Source organism: Pseudomonas sp. SDO55104_S430, from assembly GCF_054070595.1.
In genome coordinates this window covers 1-18,399 of record NZ_JBSVXG010000119.1, presented here as the reverse complement: position 1 = coordinate 18,399, position 18,399 = coordinate 1, and the positions used below count along the sequence as shown (strand labels likewise).

Annotated in this window: 21 protein-coding genes; 6 read left to right on the top strand and 15 right to left on the bottom strand. The window is 61.6% G+C overall.

The genetic code is table 11. The features are described 5' to 3' along the window. Positions 1-75: 75 nt before the first annotated feature. Positions 76-1,050 carry a transcriptional regulator FtrA gene (ftrA, locus tag ACW9JE_RS19590; RefSeq protein ID WP_457433668.1) on the bottom strand — a complete coding sequence of 325 codons (975 nt, stop codon included), beginning with the start codon at positions 1,048-1,050 and terminating at the stop codon, positions 76-78. 101 nt (positions 1,051-1,151) lie between these two features. Here ftrA and ACW9JE_RS19585 point away from each other — a divergent pair, with 101 nt between their 5' ends. Continuing rightward, on the top strand, positions 1,152-1,580 hold the full coding sequence (locus tag ACW9JE_RS19585; RefSeq protein ID WP_457433667.1) for a rhodanese-like domain-containing protein: 429 nt from the start codon (positions 1,152-1,154) through the stop codon (positions 1,578-1,580). A 69-nt stretch (positions 1,581-1,649) separates the two neighbouring features. Here the strand turns inward: ACW9JE_RS19585 and ACW9JE_RS19580 are convergent, their stop codons facing one another. Further along, positions 1,650-2,291: a type 1 glutamine amidotransferase gene (locus ACW9JE_RS19580; RefSeq protein ID WP_457433666.1), complete on the bottom strand. Its 642-nt coding sequence runs from the start codon at positions 2,289-2,291 to the stop codon at positions 1,650-1,652. Positions 2,292-2,598: 307 nt separating this feature from the next. Here ACW9JE_RS19580 and ACW9JE_RS19575 point away from each other — a divergent pair, with 307 nt between their 5' ends. From ACW9JE_RS19575 to ACW9JE_RS19565, 3 genes are all read left to right on the top strand, one after another. Then, a complete protein-coding gene (locus tag ACW9JE_RS19575) occupies positions 2,599-3,378 on the top strand; it encodes an ABC transporter substrate-binding protein (protein ID WP_110967502.1) in 780 nt (259 codons plus the stop codon). Between the two features lie 204 nt (positions 3,379-3,582). Further along, positions 3,583-4,695 (top strand): succinylglutamate desuccinylase/aspartoacylase family protein, encoded by a 1,113-nt coding sequence (locus tag ACW9JE_RS19570; RefSeq protein ID WP_457433665.1) that lies wholly within the window; start codon positions 3,583-3,585, stop codon positions 4,693-4,695. Between the two features lie 203 nt (positions 4,696-4,898). Next, on the top strand, positions 4,899-5,615 hold the full coding sequence (locus ACW9JE_RS19565; RefSeq protein WP_457433664.1) for an alpha/beta hydrolase: 717 nt from the start codon (positions 4,899-4,901) through the stop codon (positions 5,613-5,615). A 3-nt stretch (positions 5,616-5,618) separates the two neighbouring features. Here the strand turns inward: ACW9JE_RS19565 and ACW9JE_RS19560 are convergent, their stop codons facing one another. From ACW9JE_RS19560 to ACW9JE_RS19525, 8 genes are all read right to left on the bottom strand, one after another. Continuing rightward, positions 5,619-6,182 (bottom strand): hypothetical protein, encoded by a 564-nt coding sequence (locus ACW9JE_RS19560; RefSeq protein ID WP_457433663.1) that lies wholly within the window; start codon positions 6,180-6,182, stop codon positions 5,619-5,621. Between the two features lie 87 nt (positions 6,183-6,269). Beyond that, entirely contained in the window at positions 6,270-6,758 is a 489-nt protein-coding gene (locus tag ACW9JE_RS19555) for an RES family NAD+ phosphorylase (protein ID WP_457433662.1), read from the bottom strand. Next, positions 6,755-7,213 carry an antitoxin Xre/MbcA/ParS toxin-binding domain-containing protein gene (locus ACW9JE_RS19550; RefSeq protein ID WP_457433661.1) on the bottom strand — a complete coding sequence of 153 codons (459 nt, stop codon included), beginning with the start codon at positions 7,211-7,213 and terminating at the stop codon, positions 6,755-6,757. The genes ACW9JE_RS19555 and ACW9JE_RS19550 overlap by 4 nt, the downstream gene beginning before the upstream one ends. A 570-nt stretch (positions 7,214-7,783) precedes the next feature. Then, positions 7,784-8,113 (bottom strand): type II toxin-antitoxin system RelE/ParE family toxin, encoded by a 330-nt coding sequence (locus ACW9JE_RS19545; RefSeq protein WP_457433660.1) that lies wholly within the window; start codon positions 8,111-8,113, stop codon positions 7,784-7,786. Next, positions 8,043-8,237, bottom strand: coding sequence for a type II toxin-antitoxin system RelB family antitoxin (gene relB, locus ACW9JE_RS19540; RefSeq protein WP_457433659.1), 195 nt, complete (start codon positions 8,235-8,237; stop codon positions 8,043-8,045). Before relB ends, ACW9JE_RS19545 begins: the two co-directional genes overlap by 71 nt. Before the next feature lie 243 nt (positions 8,238-8,480). Further along, complete coding sequence (locus ACW9JE_RS19535) at positions 8,481-8,807, bottom strand: putative quinol monooxygenase (protein ID WP_224537948.1); 327 nt, start codon at positions 8,805-8,807, stop codon at positions 8,481-8,483. A gap of 33 nt (positions 8,808-8,840) precedes the next feature. Beyond that, positions 8,841-9,512 (bottom strand): glutathione S-transferase family protein, encoded by a 672-nt coding sequence (locus ACW9JE_RS19530; protein ID WP_457433658.1) that lies wholly within the window; start codon positions 9,510-9,512, stop codon positions 8,841-8,843. A 110-nt stretch (positions 9,513-9,622) separates the two neighbouring features. After that, positions 9,623-10,399, bottom strand: coding sequence for a hypothetical protein (locus ACW9JE_RS19525; protein WP_457433657.1), 777 nt, complete (start codon positions 10,397-10,399; stop codon positions 9,623-9,625). Between the two features lie 258 nt (positions 10,400-10,657). Between ACW9JE_RS19525 and ACW9JE_RS19520 the strand changes: the two genes are divergently transcribed. Then, entirely contained in the window at positions 10,658-11,977 is a 1,320-nt protein-coding gene (locus ACW9JE_RS19520) for an Nramp family divalent metal transporter (protein ID WP_457433656.1), read from the top strand. A gap of 221 nt (positions 11,978-12,198) precedes the next feature. On the opposite strand, the gene ACW9JE_RS19515 is transcribed toward ACW9JE_RS19520, so the two are convergent. The 3 genes from ACW9JE_RS19515 to ACW9JE_RS19505 are packed head-to-tail and all read right to left on the bottom strand — an operon-like array spanning position 12,199 to position 14,792. Further along, a complete protein-coding gene (locus ACW9JE_RS19515) occupies positions 12,199-13,380 on the bottom strand; it encodes an acetyl-CoA C-acetyltransferase (protein WP_224537942.1) in 1,182 nt (393 codons plus the stop codon). An 11-nt stretch (positions 13,381-13,391) separates the two neighbouring features. After that, entirely contained in the window at positions 13,392-14,057 is a 666-nt protein-coding gene (locus tag ACW9JE_RS19510) for a CoA transferase subunit B (RefSeq protein ID WP_017338016.1), read from the bottom strand. A gap of 36 nt (positions 14,058-14,093) precedes the next feature. Beyond that, positions 14,094-14,792, bottom strand: coding sequence for a CoA transferase subunit A (locus tag ACW9JE_RS19505; protein WP_224537940.1), 699 nt, complete (start codon positions 14,790-14,792; stop codon positions 14,094-14,096). 174 nt (positions 14,793-14,966) lie between these two features. On the opposite strand from ACW9JE_RS19505, the gene ACW9JE_RS19500 reads away from it, so the two are divergent. Next, positions 14,967-15,869, top strand: coding sequence for a LysR family transcriptional regulator (locus tag ACW9JE_RS19500; protein ID WP_224537938.1), 903 nt, complete (start codon positions 14,967-14,969; stop codon positions 15,867-15,869). A 234-nt stretch (positions 15,870-16,103) separates the two neighbouring features. Here the strand turns inward: ACW9JE_RS19500 and ACW9JE_RS19495 are convergent, their stop codons facing one another. Both ACW9JE_RS19495 and ACW9JE_RS19490 read right to left on the bottom strand, forming a co-directional pair. After that, positions 16,104-16,964: an NAD-dependent protein deacetylase gene (locus tag ACW9JE_RS19495; RefSeq protein ID WP_224537937.1), complete on the bottom strand. Its 861-nt coding sequence runs from the start codon at positions 16,962-16,964 to the stop codon at positions 16,104-16,106. 157 nt (positions 16,965-17,121) lie between these two features. Beyond that, complete coding sequence (locus tag ACW9JE_RS19490; RefSeq protein WP_224537936.1) at positions 17,122-18,168, bottom strand: class I SAM-dependent methyltransferase; 1,047 nt, start codon at positions 18,166-18,168, stop codon at positions 17,122-17,124. Between the last annotated feature and the right edge of the window lie 231 nt (positions 18,169-18,399).

The following is an 18,399-nucleotide window of genomic DNA, read 5'->3' as shown; positions in this document are numbered from 1 at the left end:
CGAACACACATTTTGTGTACGACACTGACCTAATGTGGGAGCGGGCTTGCTCGCGAAGAGGCCCTCAAAAGCACCTCAAGAAATGGCCTTGACCCCACGCCCAAACCGCTCCCGATACACCGACGGCGGCACCCCGACCACACTGCGAAACGCCACCCGAAAACTCTCCACTGACCGATAACCACAACGCTCGGCAATCTGCTCGGTGTTCTGGTCGGTACTTTCCAGCAGCTCCCGGGCGCGGCCCAGGCGTTCATGCTGCAACCAGCTCTTGGGTGACTGGCCACTGGCTTCGGTGAACCTGCGCAGAAAAGTGCGCTCGCTCATCGCCGCTTCACTGGCCAGATCGCGCACCTCCAGCGGTTCATGCAAACGCTCCCGCGCCCACTGCATCACGCGGGAAAGATCGCTGCGCGGTGTAGGACTGACCGGCGTGGGAATGAACTGCGCCTGGCCACCGGTGCGCTGCGGCGACATCACTAGGCGCCGCGCCACGGCGTTGGCCACCTGGGTGCCGAAATCCCGCGCCACCAAGTGCAGGCAGGCGTCGATGCCGGCGGCGCTGCCGGCCGAGGTGATCAATTGGCCCGAATCGACATACAACACGTCCGGGTCCACCTGAATGTTGGGGAAGCGTTCCGCCAGTTCCGTGGTGTAGCGCCAGTGCGTGGTGGCGCCGTGCCCGTCGAGCAGGCCGGTGGCCGCCAGCACGAACACTCCCGAGCAGATCGACAGCAATCGCGCACCCTGGGCATGGGCCTGACGCAGGGCCTTGATCAGCGCCTCGGGCACCGCCGCGTTACGGTCGCGCCAGCCAGGGATGATGATGGTCCGGGCTTGTCCGAGCAGTTCCAGGCCGCCATCGGCCAGTACCTGGATGCCACCCATGGCGCGCATCGGGCCCTGATCAACGGCGACGATCTGGTGTTCGTACCAGGGAAATTCGAATTCCGGCCGCGCCAGGCCGAAGATCTCGACAGCGATGCCGAACTCAAAGGTGCAGAGGCCGTCGTAGGCCAGAATCGCGACCAATCCAGGGGCAGAGTGCATTTGGCGGAAAATTCCCGGTGAGTGTCTTGTGCGCCACTGTAGCGGCAAGTGGCGGGCGGATAAAGTCTGTTCACACCCAACGACCTTCAGGAGAAACAACCATGACCAGCCTGGTTCGCGAAATCCCCGCCGCTTCGTCCGCCATTGCCCTGATGCATTTCAGCAACCGCCTTACCTTCGAAACCGATTGTTCCGACGTCCATGGCAGCCAACAGGCGGGTGAGGTGGATTTTGTCCTGATCGACGTGCGCGGTCCCTTGGCGTTCGATCGCGGGCATGTGCCCGGCGCGATCAACATTCCACGGCGCATGCTCACCGCCGAAGCGCTGGCGGATTACCCGAAAAACAGCCTGTTCGTGGTCTATTGCGCAGGCCCGCACTGCAACGGCGCGAACAAGGCGGCGGTGCGGCTGGCGGCGCTGGGGTACCCGGTCAAGGAGATGATCGGCGGAGTGACGGGGTGGCTGGATGAGGGGTTCGAGCTGAGTGTCGCGCTGCCAGCCAAAGTCGCGATCGGCTGCGAATGCTGAGTTTCGGTCAACACTGATCAACTGTGATGAGGGGATAAACCCCTCAGCACAAAGGACTTCATCGTGGGATCAGCGAACCGCTGAGGCAGCCCACCACCCATCCAACGCCCCCTGCAACCACTCAAAAACCGCAGCATGCGCCGCACCGTCCTGCTCCCCGCGAGGCAGCGGCGACTCCTCGGCAAAATGCTCGTTCAGCACGGCCACCGACTGCGCATTCCACTCCGGATGAAACTGCAACCCCACCCGCGTCGGCCCCACGCGATACATCTGCTGTTCACACTTCTCGCTGCTGGCCAGCAATTGCGCGCCCGGCGGCAGATCGATGGCGTCCTCGTGCCACTCCAACACCTTCAGCGTCCGACCGTCGCTGAACCTCACCTCGGTCCATCCGGTTTCGGTCCGTTCCATGCGCCGCACATTGCCGCCCAGGCTCAGCGCCAGCAGCTGCGCACCCAGGCAGATCGCGAACACCGCCGCGCCCTGGTCCAGACTGCTCGCCAGCCACTGACGCTCAGATTGCAGCCATGCCGGCCCGCCGTTGGACTCATAGGGGCCGCCCAAAATAATCGCCGGTGCTGCACTGGCATCAGGCAACTCACCCAGGTCGGCGCGGAAAACGTTCAGCGTCACTCCACGGGAAGCCGCCCACAGGGCAATGGCGCCGGGACCTTCGGCGGGGTGGTGCTGGATCAGGTTCAACTCGGGCATGGGGCTGCTCTTGGGGGTAGGCGGGCAGTCAATGTGACGCAAAAAACGGCCCCTCGCCAGCGCGACTCTTCAGTCGGAACATGCTCGATCGCGTGTAGGTCTTTTCTGAAAATCGGGTCCGCCTGATACACGGGAATGGATATCGCGAATCCGGCCAATTTCTATACGTATTTGTCGCGTCAGAATAATTTGCCCCGCACCAGCCGCTCTAGACTGCCGGCCTCTTCGGTCTTGCCCGCCACAAGCGAACGGCCGAAAGTTGTTTATAAAGCTGCCAACAAAAAGCCTCCGCACACAGGAGTTATAAATGAAGAAGCTAGTGATGTTCGGTGCCCTGGCACTGTCGATGTTGTCCCTGACCGCCGTGGCCGACGACGCCAAGCCGATCCGCATCGGTATCGAAGCCGGTTACCCACCGTTCTCGATGAAAACCCCTGACGGCAAACTCACCGGTTTCGACGTCGACATCGGCGACGCGCTGTGCGAGCAGATGAAAGTGAAGTGCACCTGGGTCGAGCAAGAATTCGACGGCCTGATCCCGGCCCTGAAGGTCAAGAAGATCGACGCCATCCTGTCGTCCATGACCATCACTGACGATCGCAAGAAGAACGTCGATTTCACCATCAAGTACTACCACACCCCGGCGCGCTTCGTGATGAAGGAAGGCACCGACATCAAGGACCCGCTGACCGAGCTCAAGGGCAAGAAAGTCGGTGTGCTGCGCGCCAGTACCCACGACCGTTTCGCCACCGACGTGCTGGTGCCGGCCGGTATCGAGCTGGTGCGTTACGGCTCCCAGCAGGAAGCCAACCTGGACATGGTCTCCGGCCGCATCGACGCGCTGCTGGCTGACTCGGTCAACCTGGACGAAGGTTTCCTGAAGACCGACGCCGGTAAAGGCTTCGCTTTCGTAGGCCCGACCTATGAAGATCCGAAATACTTCGGCGGCGGCGCCGGCATCGCCGTGCGCAAGGGCGACAAGGAACTGGCGGACAAATTCAACACCGCCATCACCGAAATCCGTGCCAACGGCAAGTACAAGCAAGTGCAGGACAAGTACTTCAACTTTGACGTGTACGGGCATTAATACGCGGTAGAAAAAGGTGGCCCCGTTGACGCGGTGGCCACTTTTTTTATGCTCGTTTTCCATTGAAACGAGACCCCTGTGGGAGCGGGCTTGCTCGCGAAAGCGGTGTGTCAGTCAACATCTGTATATCTGACCCACCGCTTTCGCGAGCAGGCTCGCTCCCACAGGTGATCTCACCGATTTCCAGTATTCAGGAGTTCTCCCATGCAACGCATCGACCACCCTCTGCCCTGGAGCCATCTGGGCACCGAACGTACCCTCAGCGTATTCCGCTACGGCACCGGCACTCGCAAGGTCTACATCCAGGCCAGCCTGCACGCCGATGAGCTGCCGGGCATGCGCACTGCCTGGGAACTGAAAAAACGCCTGGCCGAGCTGGAAAGCCAGGGCCAGTTGCAAGGCGTGATCGAGCTGGTGCCGGTGGCCAATCCCATCGGTCTCGACCAGCATCTGCAAGGCAGCCACATGGGCCGTTTCGAGCTCGGCAGTGGCAAGAATTTCAATCGCGCATTCGTCGAACTCAGCGGTCCGGTGGGGCAGTTGATTGGGGATCGTCTGGGCAACGATGCCGATGCCAACATCGCGCTGATCCGCCAGACCATGGGCCAGGTGCTCGACGATCTGCCAGCTCCGGCCTCTCAGCTGGAAGCCATGCACCGCCTGTTGCTGCGCCATGCCTGCGACGCCGACATCACCCTCGACCTGCATTGCGATTTCGATGCGGCGATCCACGTCTACGCCTTGCCCCAGCACTGGCCGCAATGGCAGTCCCTGGCAGCGCGCCTGAAAGCCGGCGTGGCTTTGCTGTGCGAGGACTCCGGTGGCAGTTCCTTCGACGAATCCTGCTCTTCGCCATGGCTGCGACTGGCCCGGGCGTTCCCCAACGCTGCGATTCCACCGGCCAACCTCGCAACCACCCTGGAACTGGGCAGCATGGGTGACACTCGCGTCGATCAGGCCCAGGCCAACTGCGAGGCGATTCTGGGATTTCTCGCCGAACAGGGATTCATCGCGGGCGACTGGCCGGCAGCGCCGCAAGAGTGCTGCGAAGGCATGCCGTTCGAGGGCACCGAATATCTCTTCGCACCGCACCACGGCGTGGTCAGCTTCCTGCGCGAAGCTGGCGAGTGGGTGGAGAAGGGCGACGCCCTGTTCGAAGTGGTCGACCCGCTGAGCGACAAGGTCACCACCGTGCGGGCGGGCACCAGCGGCGTGCTGTTTGCGATCGATCGCGGGCGCTATACCCAGCCGGGGACGTGGCAGGCGAAAGTGGCGGGGCGTCAGCCGATTCGGGCGGGCAAACTGATCAACGACTGATCGGCAATCACGGACGCTCCGCTTCTGCATCCTCTGTAGGAGCGAGCATGCTCGCGATGGACGTCAACGATAACGCTGGCAGCCTGACACCCCGCGGTGTTTGGTCTTCCATCGCGAGCAAGCTCGCTCCTACAGGGGGAGTGCACAGGCGCTGAGAGGTGTTAGGCTCAACCCCGAATCCTGCGCACTGTGAAGGAAGGCTCATGCTGAAATTTCTGGCTCTGCTCACGCTGCTGGCGTCCGCCGCTGTCCACGCCCAAACCCCGCTGCAAACCGATCTGCCGCTCAAATACCTCGAGCAGACCACCCCCGATTCCCGCGACCAGCCCCTGGTGATTTTCCTCCACGGTTACGGCAGTAACGAGCGGGATCTGTTCGGCATTAAGGATGAACTGCCCGCGTCCTACACCTACCTGTCGGTACGGGCGCCGATGGTGTTGGAGGAGGGCAGTTATCAGTGGTTTCGCAAGAAGGGCGAGGGTGCCTACAACGGAGAGACCGATGATCTGAAGACCAGCGGCCAGTTGCTGCTGGATTTCATCGCGAAGGCGGCGCAGAAATATCACACCGATCCGGACAAGGTATATCTGGTGGGGTTCAGCCAGGGCGCGATCATGTCCTATGAAGTCGCCCTGCGCCAACCCGAAGCGGTGGGCGGGATCGCCGCTTTGAGCGGACGGATTCTGCCGGTGCTCAGATCCGAATTGAAACCGGATGAAAAACGCCAGTCGCTGGCGATCTTCATCGGTCATGGCACCGCGGACAAACGCCTGCCGTTCAGCGACGGCACCGAAGCCAACAGCCTGTTGCAGAGCGTCTCACTGGAACCGGAGTTTCACGCCTATCAGGGTGTCGGTCACAACATCAGTGCCGAAGAGCTTCAGGACCTGAGCGCCTGGTTGCAGCGCCTCAACCCTTGAAGCTCACTTGCCGCTGACGATCTGCTTGATCAGCGTCTCGTGCGCCGCCATGTCGCCAGGGCGGGAAATGACCTGAATCACCGTCATGTGGGTGCCGGAGGCGGCCATCAGCGTGGTGTTGAGGGTCATGCCGCCACCCTGGGTGGCGGTGCTGTCGACCTGACGCACACCCAGGCCGCTGCCTTTCAGGGTCAGGCTCTTTTCGCTGAGCTTGTTGTAGTCGGGCAATGCCTTGCGCTGCGCCGCATCGAAGTCGGCCACGGTGCCATCGAGAAAGGCGCCGTCGTTGTCCTTCACCGTGGTGCCTTCCGGCAGACTGTTCTGCGCGGCGATCACAACCGTCTTGGTGGTCTCATTGGCGTACATGGTGCCGCTCGCGCCATTGTTGCTCGGCAGCGCATTGGCGACGAAGCCCTTGGGCAGGGTGAAGTTGAATTTGCCGTCGAGCATCGAGACCTTCTGCACCGGCGCCTCCTTGGCCTTGGCCGCCGCCTGCACATTCAGAGCCCCAAAAGTGGCAGTCGCCGCCAGCAGCAGGGCAACGGCTTTTTTACTCAACAGTGACATTCGAATCTCCAGGGATGGTTGCGCGATGGGGGCGATCATCCCATGGAGGTTTGATGTGTTCCAGCGTGGGCTTACGGATGGAGCGGTTCACTTGATCAATCGGGTATCGAGACCAAAACGCTCTTGGGCAACCAGCCTGAAGTGGCTTGCGGCCAAATCGCAGCTCACCAGCAGATTCCATGAATGGCGGGTAACCGCGGACGGGATTAATACGAAAGGATGTTCGGTCAGCAATTCATCTGCGAACCGCTGCTGATTGGGCGAGGGTAGGGACGGTACAAGCCAGTTGGGGTTGGGAACGTCCTCTGGCTGGATAACCTTGATGAGGCGGGCGTCGATGATTTCGAAACAGGTCAAAACGTAAGGCACCCGGTCCAGGGTATCGAAGCCGGTGTGCGCTGCGACCTCAAGGATGGCGGTGGATGGATCGGCCGAAGCGTAGATAACCCGGCGTCCGGGTGGGCTCCATCGACCGCCGGTTTGCCGTGAGCCCAGACCGCTGTGCCAGGTTTCCTTGAAGACCTGGCGATCCAGGCGCCATGCATGCCATTTCCCATCCCAGGGCAAAGGGGTCATTGATAGACCCCGTGCTCGATTGCGGTCAGATAATCCTCCACTGCCTGAAAACCCAGGGAATTGCCGACCAGTTCCAGCGGGACATTTCCGTCCAGGTATTTGCAAGGTTTCTTCAGCCAGTCTTCCGCCAACTGCTGGCTGCCGAAAACCTCACTGGCATGTTCCAGAGCCCGCGCGTACTGAAACGCTATGGTGCTCTGCTGCTCGTTCAGTCGAACCGGTCTGGTGTCCTTTGCCAGGCGCTGGACTGTCCTGAGGGATTTGCCCGTTATGCGTTGGACGAGGCCGTACTCCATGTACAACGTTGATGTCGAGAGCATTTCCCTGACGTCGTTGAGGTCAAAGCCTTTCTGTGTGTATCGGATGATTGTCATGCGCGTCTCACCTCTGCGGCCTCGTAACAACACCTCGGTCGGCTTTCTGGTGACGCTCTTCGTCTCGGTCACTGCGGGCATACCGATCACCTCCATGCGACATGTGACGTGATCATGACATCACCTGTCGCGCGCTTGGCAATTAGCGTTTTAGAACAGCGTACTGCGCCACAACGGTCGATCCTTGACGTATGAGGTCGAGCTTCCGGGGTGCTGGTTGGGGCCTTCTGTTGCTTGATTTGGAACGTTGACGCTACGCCTCGAGCTTCCGACGGCCAACCGGAAAATCTTGTGGGACAAATCCTCGATTTTTGGCCATTTGTCCGCCTTTGTAGGACCTCAAAAAACACAAAGCCCTGATGACGAAAGAACCTCCTCGTCACCAGGGCTCGTGCAATCACACTTCCCGCCGTACCGGATAGCGCTTGATAACGTCCAGAAACTCGATCCGGCGTTCGCTGGTCAGCAGCTCCGCCAGCAGCCGCTCGTACTCTTGGCGATAGGGCTTGCTGGCGCCGCTTGCACCATTGTTGCTCGGCAGCGCATTGGCGACGAGACATTCGGAATCTCCAGGGATGGTTGCGCGATGGGGGCGAACATCCCATGGAGGTTTGATGTGTTCCAGCGTGGGCTAACAGGCGGTCGTAAACATCAAGGGTATTCTCGCCTGGCATGTAAAACGGTCAGAATCTCGACATTCCCCATAACCCGGTAAACCACCACATAATTGCGATGCACAACCATTTCCCGAGTGTCGGGGAGTCGGCCAGACCTGTAACAGTAGGGCATGGCGGACAAGCCTTGAGTCGAAGTCACAATCGTACGGTGTAGGGCGTTGGCGGCTTTGGGGTTGTACTGCTCAATGTAATCAATGATGTCGCTCAAGGCGTCGAGAGCCTGATGTTTCCACTCAACAAGCCTCACGACGAGCTTTGCGCTTGTCTTCCAGCATTTGTGCAAGCATAGCCATGGCTTCGTCATGAGGGATGCTTGGTCGCGGATCATCCAGCGAAGCCTGCACCTTGGCGCGGAACCAGCGATCGTAGCTGGCGGCCTGTTCTTCCGTTTCGAACTCGGAAACCATGGGGGAAAGCGGGGTACTCATCGTGACCTCCAGGATCAATGTGCAAGAGTCTAATGGGGATGTGGCTTGCTGTCGCCTCCGCTCGGATGAAGCAGGCCGGCCAAGCTACAGAGCGAATCCTAGACATCCCGCTTCCGACGACCAACCCGAAAAATCTGTGGGACAAATCCTCGATTTTTGGCCATTTGTCCGCCGTTGTAGGACCTCAAAAAACACAAAGCCCTGGTGACGAAAGAAACCTCCTCGTCACCAGGGCTCGTGCAATCACACTTCCCGCCGCACCGGATAGCGCTTGATCACGTCCAGAAACTCGATCCGGCGTTCGCTGGCCAGCAGTTCCGGCAGCAGCCGCTCGTACTCCTGCCGATATGGCTTGCTCAGGTGACGAGCGATGAAATCTTCCTTGCTGCAGTTCCAGGTTTCGTACAGCACCAGCGTGTTCGGATCATCCTGGAGCTGGTGCACCCAGGTATTGATGAAGTCCGGCTCGGCCGACATCTGGTGCACGACGTCCAGCAGACGTTCGCGGGTTTCGGCGAAGCGTTCGGGTTTGGACGGCAGATAGACGATAAACGCGACTTGCTCACTCATTTCATCACCTCGCAATTGCAAGAAAGTGGCGGATTACGCCTGGTTTTGCGGAAACAGGTTGCGACGGGTTTCTTCGTCGAATTCGGCTTTGAGCACCAGTTTTTCTTTCAGGCCCAGGGCGCGTTGAGCGGCCGGGCGGGCGCTGATTTCGTCGAACAGGCGCTTGACGTTCGGGTAGGCCGCCAGACCGTTCTCGCCGAGGATGTACGGCGCGTAGTTGGCCCAGCCCCAGAGGGCCATGTCGGCGATGCTGTAGGTGTCTCCGGCCAGATACTGATGTTCGGCCAAGCGCTGGTCGAGCACGCGATAGTGGCGTTCGACTTCCTTGAAATAGCGGTTTTTAGCGTAGGGCAAATCTTCCGGCGCGTGATGCAGGAAGTGCACGGCCTGGCCGGAGAAGGGCGACAGGCCGGTGGCGATGAACATCAGCCACGACAGCAGTTCGGCGTTGCCGGCGGCGCTGGTCGGCAGGAAGCGCTGATGCTTTTGCGCCAGGTGCAGCAGGATTGCCTGGGAGTCGAACACCGTGGCGTCGCCGTCGACCAGCGCCGGCACCTTGGCGTTCGGGTTGATGGCCAGGAAGGCCGGCAGGTGTTGCTCGCCCTTGAAGGTGTCGACGCCGATCAGCTCGTAGGGCGTTTGCAGTTCTTCGAGCAGCAGGGCGACTTTCATCGGGTTCGGCGAAGGGTGGAAAAAGAACTTCATGGTGTAGGCCTCAGTCAGTAGTGGGGTAGGAACTGAGGCTGATGTTGAGGGAAACCTGTTCGATTGACGTACGGAGTTGTTGGGTTACTCGTGCGAAATGATCGAATGAGTCACTGGGCCTTGGCCATCGACGGTGCGGGGCGGGCCAGGAGGCGTTTGGTCACGCCGAGCATCGCCACGGACACCGCTACGCCGAGGACAAAGGCGCTCATGCCCATGCTCGGCAGCGCCAATGCCAGCACCAGGCAGAACGCCGAGAACGAGTACATGCCGGTGGCGGTTGCACGCAGCAGGGCGGCGGTAAACGCCGGGCCACGGGTCTGCTGGGAAAACACTGCCATCACGCTGCCCAGCACCGGGAACACGGCGAGCAGTCCGCTCCAGCGATCGCCGACGGTGCTGGCGAGCAGGGTCACGGCCAGGGTCAGCAGGGCACCGGCGACCATGCGCAGCAGCAACTTGTCGGACTTGGGCGCCGGGCCGGACGAGATCGGTTGAACCGAGGGGAACAGGTAGGGCGAGGCCAGCAGGGCGGTGGCGGCGGCGATTACCGAGACCGTCAGCGACGGCGGGATCAGCGACAGCACCACGGCGACCAGCGCCCACACCGACAGCGAAACCGTCAGCGCCAGCGGCCATCCGGTGCGTTGCGCGACCTGGGCGTAGGTCACGCAGAAGGTAATCATCGCGAACATCGCCGACAGCGCCGCCAGTGCCGATTGCGCGGCGAACGCTTCGCCTTGCTCGATGGCGAGGAAAAACAGAATCGGCCCAACCACCACCGGCAACCCCGACAACCAGCCTGCCACGCTCGGCCCCCAACGCTTGCCCGCCAGGGAAATCAGCAGCAGGAAACCCGGAATCACCAGCAGTTTGAGCATCAGCACGCGTATGTCTCCATTTGTGTCAGAGGACAACGTTAACACTGATTGCTCTATAGGTAAGGTGATTTTGTATACAAAATAATCTTCTGTAGGAGCGAGCTTGCTCGCGATGAACGCACAAACACTGCGGGGGATCAGGTTTCCAGCGTTATCGTTGACGACCATCGCGAGCAAGCTCGCTCCTACAGAGGGCGGGGCGGTGTCGCGGCGCAAGAGAACCGTCTAATCTGGCCACCTCCCCACCAGTTGATGGACCACCGCGTGAAATTCAGTTTGCCCAAAGTCGCCACCGCGCCGTTCTGCCCACCAGAAGTCGCGGGCAGCGTCGCCGTCGATCCCCGTGCGTCATTTTTCAAACGTGTCCTGCGCTTCGCGGGGCCCGGGTTGCTGGTGTCCATCGGCTACATGGACCCAGGCAACTGGGCGACGGCCATCGAGGCCGGGTCGCGGTTCGGCTACAGCCTGCTGTTCGTGGTGCTGCTGGCGAGTCTGGCGGGAATGGTGGTGCAGTGTTTGTGTTCGCGGCTGGGCATCGCCACCGGGCGCGATCTGGCGCAACTGTGCCGCGAACGCTACAGCACACGCACGGCGCGCACCCAGTGGGTGCTGGCGGAAATATCGATCATCGCCACCGACCTCGCCGAAGTGCTCGGCTGCGCCTTGGCGTTCCATTTGCTGCTGGGCTGCTCGCTGACCTTCGGCATCGCCCTGACGGCGTTCGACACGTTGTTGGTACTGGCGCTGCAAAACCGTGGCTTCCGTCGTCTGGAAGCAATCATGCTGGTGCTGGTCGCCACCATCGGCGCGTGTTTCTTCGTCGAACTGCTGCTGATCAAACCGTTCTGGCCGGATGTCGCCCGGGGCTTTACCCCGTCATTGTCGGCCATTGCCGACGCCGCGCCGCTGTACCTGGCCATCGGCATTCTAGGTGCGACGGTGATGCCGCATAACCTCTACCTGCACACCTCGATCGTCCAGACACGCCTGATCGGCAAGGACCAGGCCAGCAAGCAGGACGCGGTGAAACTGGCGCGCATCGACACCATCGGCTCCCTGGCCCTGGCGCTGTTGGTCAACGCGGCGATCCTGATCCTCGCGGCCGCTGCGTTTCACAAGACCGGACACACCGACGTGGTCGACATTCAGGACGCCTATCACTTGCTCGATCCCTTGGTGGGCGGGGCGCTGGCCAGCATCCTGTTCGGTGTCGCGCTGCTGGCTTCGGGGCAAAGCTCGACCTTCACCGGCACCATCGCCGGCCAGGTGATCATGGAGGGTTTTCTGAACCTTCGACTGCCGTGCTGGCAGCGGCGCCTGATCACCCGAGGATTGGCGCTGATCCCGGCGTTCATCGGGGTGTGGCTGATGGGGGATGATGCGGTGGGCAAGTTGCTGGTGCTGAGTCAGGTGGTGCTGAGTCTGCAGCTGCCGTTTGCGTTGTATCCGCTGATTCGCATGACTAACGATCACAAGCTCATGGGCGTGTTTGTGAACCGCCTGCCGACGCGGGTGCTGGCGTGGGGGTTATTCGTGGTGATCAGCGGGGCCAATGCCTGGCTGATCCTGCAGTTCGTAGCATGACCCCCTGTAGGAGCGAGCACGCTCGCGATGGTCGTCAACGATAACGCTGGGAACCAGACGCCCCGCGGTGTCTGGTCCACCATCGCGAGCATGCTCGCGCCTACAGGAATCAACAAACCAGAAGGCCAGAAAAAAAGAACCCGGTGTCACCAAAGGTGCACCGGGTGTTTTTCCAGGCTGCGACGGCTCTTCGTGGGTCCCCGCGCAGTCTGTTGAACGCTTTACGCTCGCTCGATCGCCAAAGCCACGCCCTGACCACCACCGATGCACAGTGTGGCGAGGCCTTTCTTGGCATCACGCTTGATCATTTCATGCAGCAGCGTCACCAGCACGCGGCAGCCCGAGGCACCGATGGGGTGGCCGAGGGCGATGGCGCCGCCGTTGACGTTGACCTTGTCCAGATCCCATTCCAGGTCCTTGGCCACGGCCAGCGATTGTGCGGCGAAGGCTTCGTTGGCTTCGATCAGGTCGAGTTGATCGATCGACCAACCCGCCTTGTCCAGGCAACGGCGTGTGGCCGATACCGGGCCGATGCCCATGATCGCCGGGTCCACGCCGGCATTGGCGTAACCGGCGATTTTTGCCAGCACCGGCAAGCCCAGAGCCTTGGCCTTGTCCGCGCTCATCAGGATCACGGCGGCGGCACCGTCGTTGAGCGACGAAGCGTTGCCGGCGGTCACCGAGCCGTCCTTCTTGAAGGCCGGTTTGAGTTTGCCCAGGGATTCGGCGGTGGTGCCGGCCCGCGGTTGCTCGTCGGTGGCGAAGGACAGTGGATCGCCCTTGCGCTGCGGAATCAGGATCGGCGTGATCTCATCGGCAAAACGCCCGGCCTCGATAGCGGCCGTGGCTTTCTGCTGCGAAGCGGCGGCGAAGGCATCCTGCTGCTCGCGGGTGATGCCGTACTTCTCCACCAGGTTCTCGGCGGTGATGCCCATGTGGTAATCGTTGAACGCATCCCACAGGCCATCGCTGATCATGGTGTCGACGATCTGCGAGTGACCCATGCGCAGGCCGGTGCGGGCGCCGGGGATGACGTAGTTGGCCAGGCTCATGCTTTCCTGGCCGCCGGCGATGATCACGTCGGCGTCGCCGCAACGAATGGCCTGGGTGGCCAGATGCAGGGCCTTGAGGCCCGAACCGCAGACCTTGTTCAGGGTCATGGCCGGTACGGCGACCGGCAGGCCGGCCTTGATCGAGGCCTGGCGGGCAGGGTTCTGCCCGGCACCGGCGGTCAATACCTGGCCCATGATCACTTCATCGACTTCGGCCGGGTTCAGGCCGGTTTGCGCCAGCAACTGACGGATCACCGCAGCGCCAAGATCCACCGCGGAAACATTGGCCAGGGCACCCTGGAAGCTGCCGATCGCGGTACGCGTGGCGGCAACAATCACGACTTCTTGCATGGAATGATTCCTCACTGGTCGGCGAACTGCATTTCCGGAACGTGGTCCGGCACGATCAGTTTACCGGCGGTTTTGGCGACGATCTCTTCGACGCTGACACCCGGTGCACGCTCCTTGAGAATGAACGCGCCGTTTTCGATTTCCAGGTACGCCAGGTCCGTCAGCACGCGCTTGATGCAACCGGCGCCGGTCAGCGGCAGGCTGCATTGGGACAGAAGCTTGGACTCACCGTCCTTGGACGCGTGAGTCATGATCACGATGATGTTGTCGGCGCCGGCCACCAGGTCCATCGCACCGCCCATGCCCTTGACCAGCTTGCCGGGGATCATCCACGAAGCGATGTTGCCTTGCACATCCACTTCAAAGGCGCCCAGCACAGTCAGGTCGACATGGCCACCGCGAATCATCGCGAAGGATTCGGCCGAGGAGAAGATCGACGCGCCGATGCGCGCGGTCACGGTCTGCTTGCCGGCGTTGATCATGTCGGCATCGATGGTTTCTTCGGTCGGGAACGGACCCATGCCCAGCAGGCCGTTCTCCGATTGCAGCATGACTTCCATGCCTTCGGGAATGTAGTTGGCGACCAGGGTCGGAATGCCGATGCCCAGGTTCACGTAGAAGCCGTCCTGCATTTCACGGGCGACGCGCTGAGCCATTTGTTCGCGGGAAAGTGCCATTGTTGTTATTCCTTCATTCGGTCCGGGGGCAGGGGATCACTTGCGTACGGTGCGCTGTTCGATGCGTTTTTCGAAAGTGCCGCAGATGATCCGGTCGACGTAGATGCCAGGGGTGTGGATCTGCGCCGGGTCCAGCTCGCCGGGTTCGACGATTTCTTCGACTTCGACCACGGTGATCTTGCCGGCGGTGGCGGCCAGCGGGTTGAAGTTCTGGGCGGTGTGGCGGTAGACCACGTTACCGAAATGGTCGGCTTTCCAGCCTTTGACGATGGCGAAGTCACCGGTGATGGACTCTTCCATCAGGTACTTGCGGCCATTGAATTCACGTACTTCCTTACCTTCGGCAACCGGGGTGCCGACGCCGGTGGCGGTGAAGAAGGCCGGGATGCCGGCACCGCCTGCGCGCATTTTTTCGGCGAGGGTGCCTTGCGGGGTCAGGATGACTTCGATTTCGCCCTTGAGCAGTTGCTCTTCGAACAGCTTGTTCTCGCCGACGTAGGAGGCGACCACTTTGCTGATCTGGCGGTCGGTCAGCAGTACGCCGAGGCCGAAACCGTCGACGCCGCAGTTGTTGGAGACCACGGTGAGGTCGCGAGTGCCCTTGCGCTTGATCTCGGCGATCAGGTTTTCCGGGATGCCGCACAGACCGAAGCCGCCGGCGATCACAGTCATGCCGTCTTCAAGACCTGCCAGCGCTTCCTCGTAGGAACTCACGCGCTTGTCGAAACCTGCCATATGCACCTCTTTTATTCTTTGTGGGCGGCTGGCTAGCCGTATGGGGTTGAGTGTCTCGCTGTAGGATTTATTTGTTAAGTTGATTTTTAAGGTTGATTGATTGATAAAACTCAATAAATTGCTGCTTCTTACTTGCAGCTTAGAGCTTGTAGCTTACAACTGGAGCGACGCGACATGACCGTTAAGCAGATCCGCGCCTTTCTCGCTGTGGCCCAGAGCCTGAGTTTCGCTGTGGCTTGCGAGCGCCTGCACCTGTCGCAATCGGCCCTGAGCCTGACCATCAAGGCGCTGGAGGAGGGCCTGGGCGGGCGCTTGTTCACCCGCAACACGCGTAACGTGACGCTGACCGCCGAGGGCGAAGCGCTGGTGCCGCTGGCGCGCCGCCTGATTGCCGACTGGGACAATGCCGAGGACGAATTGCGCCAGCGTTTCACCCTGCAGCGCGGCCGCGTGACCCTGGCGGCGATGCCGTCGTTCGCCGGCAACCTGCTGCCGCCGATGCTCAAGACCTTCCGCGCGCGCTATCCGAACGTCAACGTCACGGTCAACGACGTGATCAACGAGCAGGTGCTGGAAATGGTCCGCGATCGCCAGGTGGAATTGGGCGTGGCGTTCGAGCCGACCATGAGTTCTTCGCTGCAATTCACGCCTCTTTATATCGACCGGTTCGTGGCGGTGGTACCTCGGGACTCGGCACTGGCCGATCTGCCGGACATCGACTGGCAGACTTTGCTCAAGGAACCGTTCATCACCCTGCAACGACCGTCGACGGTGCGGGTGATGCTCGAGGAACATTTGCAGGCCCGGGGCATGAAGCTGCCGGTGGAGTTCGAAAGCCATCAACTGGCGACGGTCGGGCGCATGGTCGCCAGCGGGCTGGGTGTGAGTGCCGTACCCGCCTTGTGCGCCGGGCAGATGCGCGAGCTCGGTGCGCGCTGCATCACTCTGCGCGACCCGGTGGTGGAGCGGGCCTTGGGTGTGCTCACCTTGCCTGGGGGAGAGCTGTCGGCAGCGGCGCAGGCGCTGTTCGATGTGCTCAAAGAGGAAAACCTCGCAGAACAACTCTCCCACCCTTGACAACCCTTCTCTCCTGTAGGAGCGAGCCTGCTCGCGATGGTCGTCAACGATAACGCTGGCAGCCTGACGCCCCGCAGTGTCTGGTCCTCCATCGCGAGCAAGCTCGCTCCTACAGTGAACTTCTGCTCGCACGGCACTCGATTTCCTTGTAGGAGCGAAGCTTGCTCGCGAAGGCGGCATAACTGTCGACATCGTTGCCGGATTCATGGGCCTCTTCGCGGGCAAGCCTCGCTCCTACAGGGGATTGGGGGGGCAGGGGTTGAGGCGTTCGGCCAATAGCGGCAAAAGCTGCTCGCACGAGCCTTCGATTTTCAGATCCAGAATGTCATCCGCCCGGGTCTTGCCCAGGTTGATCGCCAGCAACGGCTTGCCCTGATCCGCCACCGCGCGGCACAGGCGAAACGCCGAATAGGCCATCAGCGACGATCCCACCACCAGCAAACCCGCCGCCTTTTCCACGGCTGCCATCGCCTTGGCGGCAGTGACCTGCGCCACGTTCTCGCCGAAAAACACCACGTCAGGTTTCATCCGCTGGCCCGAACAGTGCGGGCAGTGGGGGACCTGGAAGCGTGCTTCGAAGGCGGCATCGAGCAGCGTATCGCCGTCCGGCGCCTGTACCGCGTCGACGCCGGCGAGGTACGGGTTCTGCGCCTCCATCAATTGCTGGATCGAATCGCGTTCGCTGCGTTGGCCGCAGTCCAGGCACAGCACCCGGTGCAGGCTGCCGTGGAGTTCGATCACGTCGTGGCTGCCGGCCTGGTCGTGCAGGGTGTCGACGTTCTGGGTGATCAGGGCGCTGATCCGGCGGCTGCTCTGCAGACGGGCAAGGGTGTCATGGGCCACGTTCGGCCGGGCCTGACGCACCCGCGGCCAGCCGAGCATCGCCCGCGCCCAGTAGCGGCGGCGGGATTCGGGGGCGGAGAGGAATTCCTGATACATCATCGGCTGCCGACCACGCCGTACGCCCTGGTTGTCGCGGTAATCCGGAATGCCCGACGGCGTGCTGATCCCGGCCCCGGTCAGGACCACGAACGGCTCATCGGTCATGAGTTGCAGAAGGCGGTCGAGCTGGTCGTGGATGTGGTGGTCGAGCATGTTCAGCACTCCTTGAGTACACGCAGATTAGCACCGCCACGCCGCACCCTGTAGGAGCGAGCATGCTCGCGATGGAGGATCAGACACCGCGGGGTGTCAGGACGCCAGCGTTATCGTTGGCGTCCATCGCGAGCGTGCTCGCTCCTACAGTGGGATGTTATTTGCGGGCCTCCAGGATCAGGTTGAACGGCGTCTGCGTCGCCCGGCGGAAACTGGAGAACCCGGCCTCGGTAAACACCTTGCGCAACCGCGCCTCACCCGCCTGCGCACCCAGCCCGAGCCCGACTTCCTGGGACAACGAGTTCGGCGTGCAGATAAAGGTCGACGCCGCATAAAACAGCCTTCCCACCGGAGTGATGTTGTCATCCAGGGCATCGTTGGCGAAGGGCTCCACCAGCAACACCGTGCCGTCCGCCTTCAACGACTCATAGGCATGTTTCGCCGCGCCCACCGGATCGCCCATGTCGTGCAGGCAATCGAAATAGCAGATCAGGTCGTAGTCCTCGCCGGGATAGTCCTTCGCCGTGCCGCTGAAAAAGCTCGCCCGGTCGGAGACGCCGCCTTCCTCCGCGCGCTGGGTGGCGACGGAAACCGAGGGCGCGTGATAGTCGAAACCAACGAACGTCGACCTGGGAAATGCCTGGGCCATGATCACCGTCGAGGCGCCGTGCCCGCAGCCGATGTCCGCGACTTTAGCCCCGGCCGTAAGCCTGGCCACCACGCCGTCGAGGGCCGGCAGCCATTCGCTGATCAGGTGCGCCTTGTAGCCGGGGCGGAAGAAGCGTTCGGTGCCGCTGAACATGCACGGATGGTGATCGCCCCAGGGCAGGCCGCCGTCGCCGCGCATGGCTTTGACCAGTTTGTCCTTGTCGTGGAAAAACGACGCCACCACGCCGATTCCCCCGGCGATGTACACCGGCGAATCCTCGATCGCCAGCGCCAGGGCCTGTTCTTCGGGCAGGCGGAACTGGCCTTCACTGTGCTCCATGTAGCCGGAGGCGGCATGGGCGCTGAGCCATTCGCGCACCAGCCTTGGGTTGCAGCCGGTCTTGCCGGCAAGCGATTCTGGGGTGGTCAGCTGGCTGTCGGCCATGGCCCGATACAGGCCGAGCTCCTCGCCGAGGATGACATTGGCCAGCATCGCCGCGCCGCCCATGTCATTGACCAGTTTGCCCATGAAGTCATTGAGTCTGGCCTCGTCCATCACATGTGCTCCTGTTGCAGGATCACGGTCCAGCGGCGATGTTCGTCGTGGGCGGTGGTCGTGGGAATGAACAGGACGGGAAGCTTGTCCTGGGTGAATTAAGTTTAGTTGTGGGGCTGCACACCTAGCCCTCAGGCGACGAAAGTCCACCTGTGGGCACCAAACCTGTGGGAGCGGGCTTGCCCGCGATTGCGGTCCACCAGCAGATGAAAATGTTGACGGACACACCGC

What these genes read in the sequence shown, in the direction of transcription:
- ACW9JE_RS19575 (WP_110967502.1), top strand. Translation starts at nt 2,599, where the DNA reads ATGAAGAAGCTAGTGATGTTCGGTGCCCTGGCACTGTCGATGTTGTCC.
- ftrA (WP_457433668.1), bottom strand. Translation starts at nt 1,050, where the DNA reads ATGCACTCTGCCCCTGGATTGGTCGCGATTCTGGCCTACGACGGCCTC.
- ACW9JE_RS19560 (WP_457433663.1), bottom strand. Translation starts at nt 6,182, where the DNA reads ATGTCACTGTTGAGTAAAAAAGCCGTTGCCCTGCTGCTGGCGGCGACT.
- ACW9JE_RS19530 (WP_457433658.1), bottom strand. Translation starts at nt 9,512, where the DNA reads ATGAAGTTCTTTTTCCACCCTTCGCCGAACCCGATGAAAGTCGCCCTG.
- ACW9JE_RS19490 (WP_224537936.1), bottom strand. Translation starts at nt 18,168, where the DNA reads ATGGACGAGGCCAGACTCAATGACTTCATGGGCAAACTGGTCAATGAC.
- ACW9JE_RS19580 (WP_457433666.1), bottom strand. Translation starts at nt 2,291, where the DNA reads ATGCCCGAGTTGAACCTGATCCAGCACCACCCCGCCGAAGGTCCCGGC.
- relB (WP_457433659.1), bottom strand. Translation starts at nt 8,237, where the DNA reads ATGAGTACCCCGCTTTCCCCCATGGTTTCCGAGTTCGAAACGGAAGAA.
- ACW9JE_RS19515 (WP_224537942.1), bottom strand. Translation starts at nt 13,380, where the DNA reads ATGCAAGAAGTCGTGATTGTTGCCGCCACGCGTACCGCGATCGGCAGC.
- ACW9JE_RS19585 (WP_457433667.1), top strand. Translation starts at nt 1,152, where the DNA reads ATGACCAGCCTGGTTCGCGAAATCCCCGCCGCTTCGTCCGCCATTGCC.
- ACW9JE_RS19495 (WP_224537937.1), bottom strand. Translation starts at nt 16,964, where the DNA reads ATGCTCGACCACCACATCCACGACCAGCTCGACCGCCTTCTGCAACTC.
- ACW9JE_RS19500 (WP_224537938.1), top strand. Translation starts at nt 14,967, where the DNA reads ATGACCGTTAAGCAGATCCGCGCCTTTCTCGCTGTGGCCCAGAGCCTG.
- ACW9JE_RS19570 (WP_457433665.1), top strand. Translation starts at nt 3,583, where the DNA reads ATGCAACGCATCGACCACCCTCTGCCCTGGAGCCATCTGGGCACCGAA.
- ACW9JE_RS19555 (WP_457433662.1), bottom strand. Translation starts at nt 6,758, where the DNA reads ATGACCCCTTTGCCCTGGGATGGGAAATGGCATGCATGGCGCCTGGAT.
- ACW9JE_RS19510 (WP_017338016.1), bottom strand. Translation starts at nt 14,057, where the DNA reads ATGGCACTTTCCCGCGAACAAATGGCTCAGCGCGTCGCCCGTGAAATG.
- ACW9JE_RS19535 (WP_224537948.1), bottom strand. Translation starts at nt 8,807, where the DNA reads ATGAGTGAGCAAGTCGCGTTTATCGTCTATCTGCCGTCCAAACCCGAA.
- ACW9JE_RS19545 (WP_457433660.1), bottom strand. Translation starts at nt 8,113, where the DNA reads ATGACGAAGCCATGGCTATGCTTGCACAAATGCTGGAAGACAAGCGCA.
- ACW9JE_RS19565 (WP_457433664.1), top strand. Translation starts at nt 4,899, where the DNA reads ATGCTGAAATTTCTGGCTCTGCTCACGCTGCTGGCGTCCGCCGCTGTC.
- ACW9JE_RS19550 (WP_457433661.1), bottom strand. Translation starts at nt 7,213, where the DNA reads ATGCCCGCAGTGACCGAGACGAAGAGCGTCACCAGAAAGCCGACCGAG.
- ACW9JE_RS19505 (WP_224537940.1), bottom strand. Translation starts at nt 14,792, where the DNA reads ATGGCAGGTTTCGACAAGCGCGTGAGTTCCTACGAGGAAGCGCTGGCA.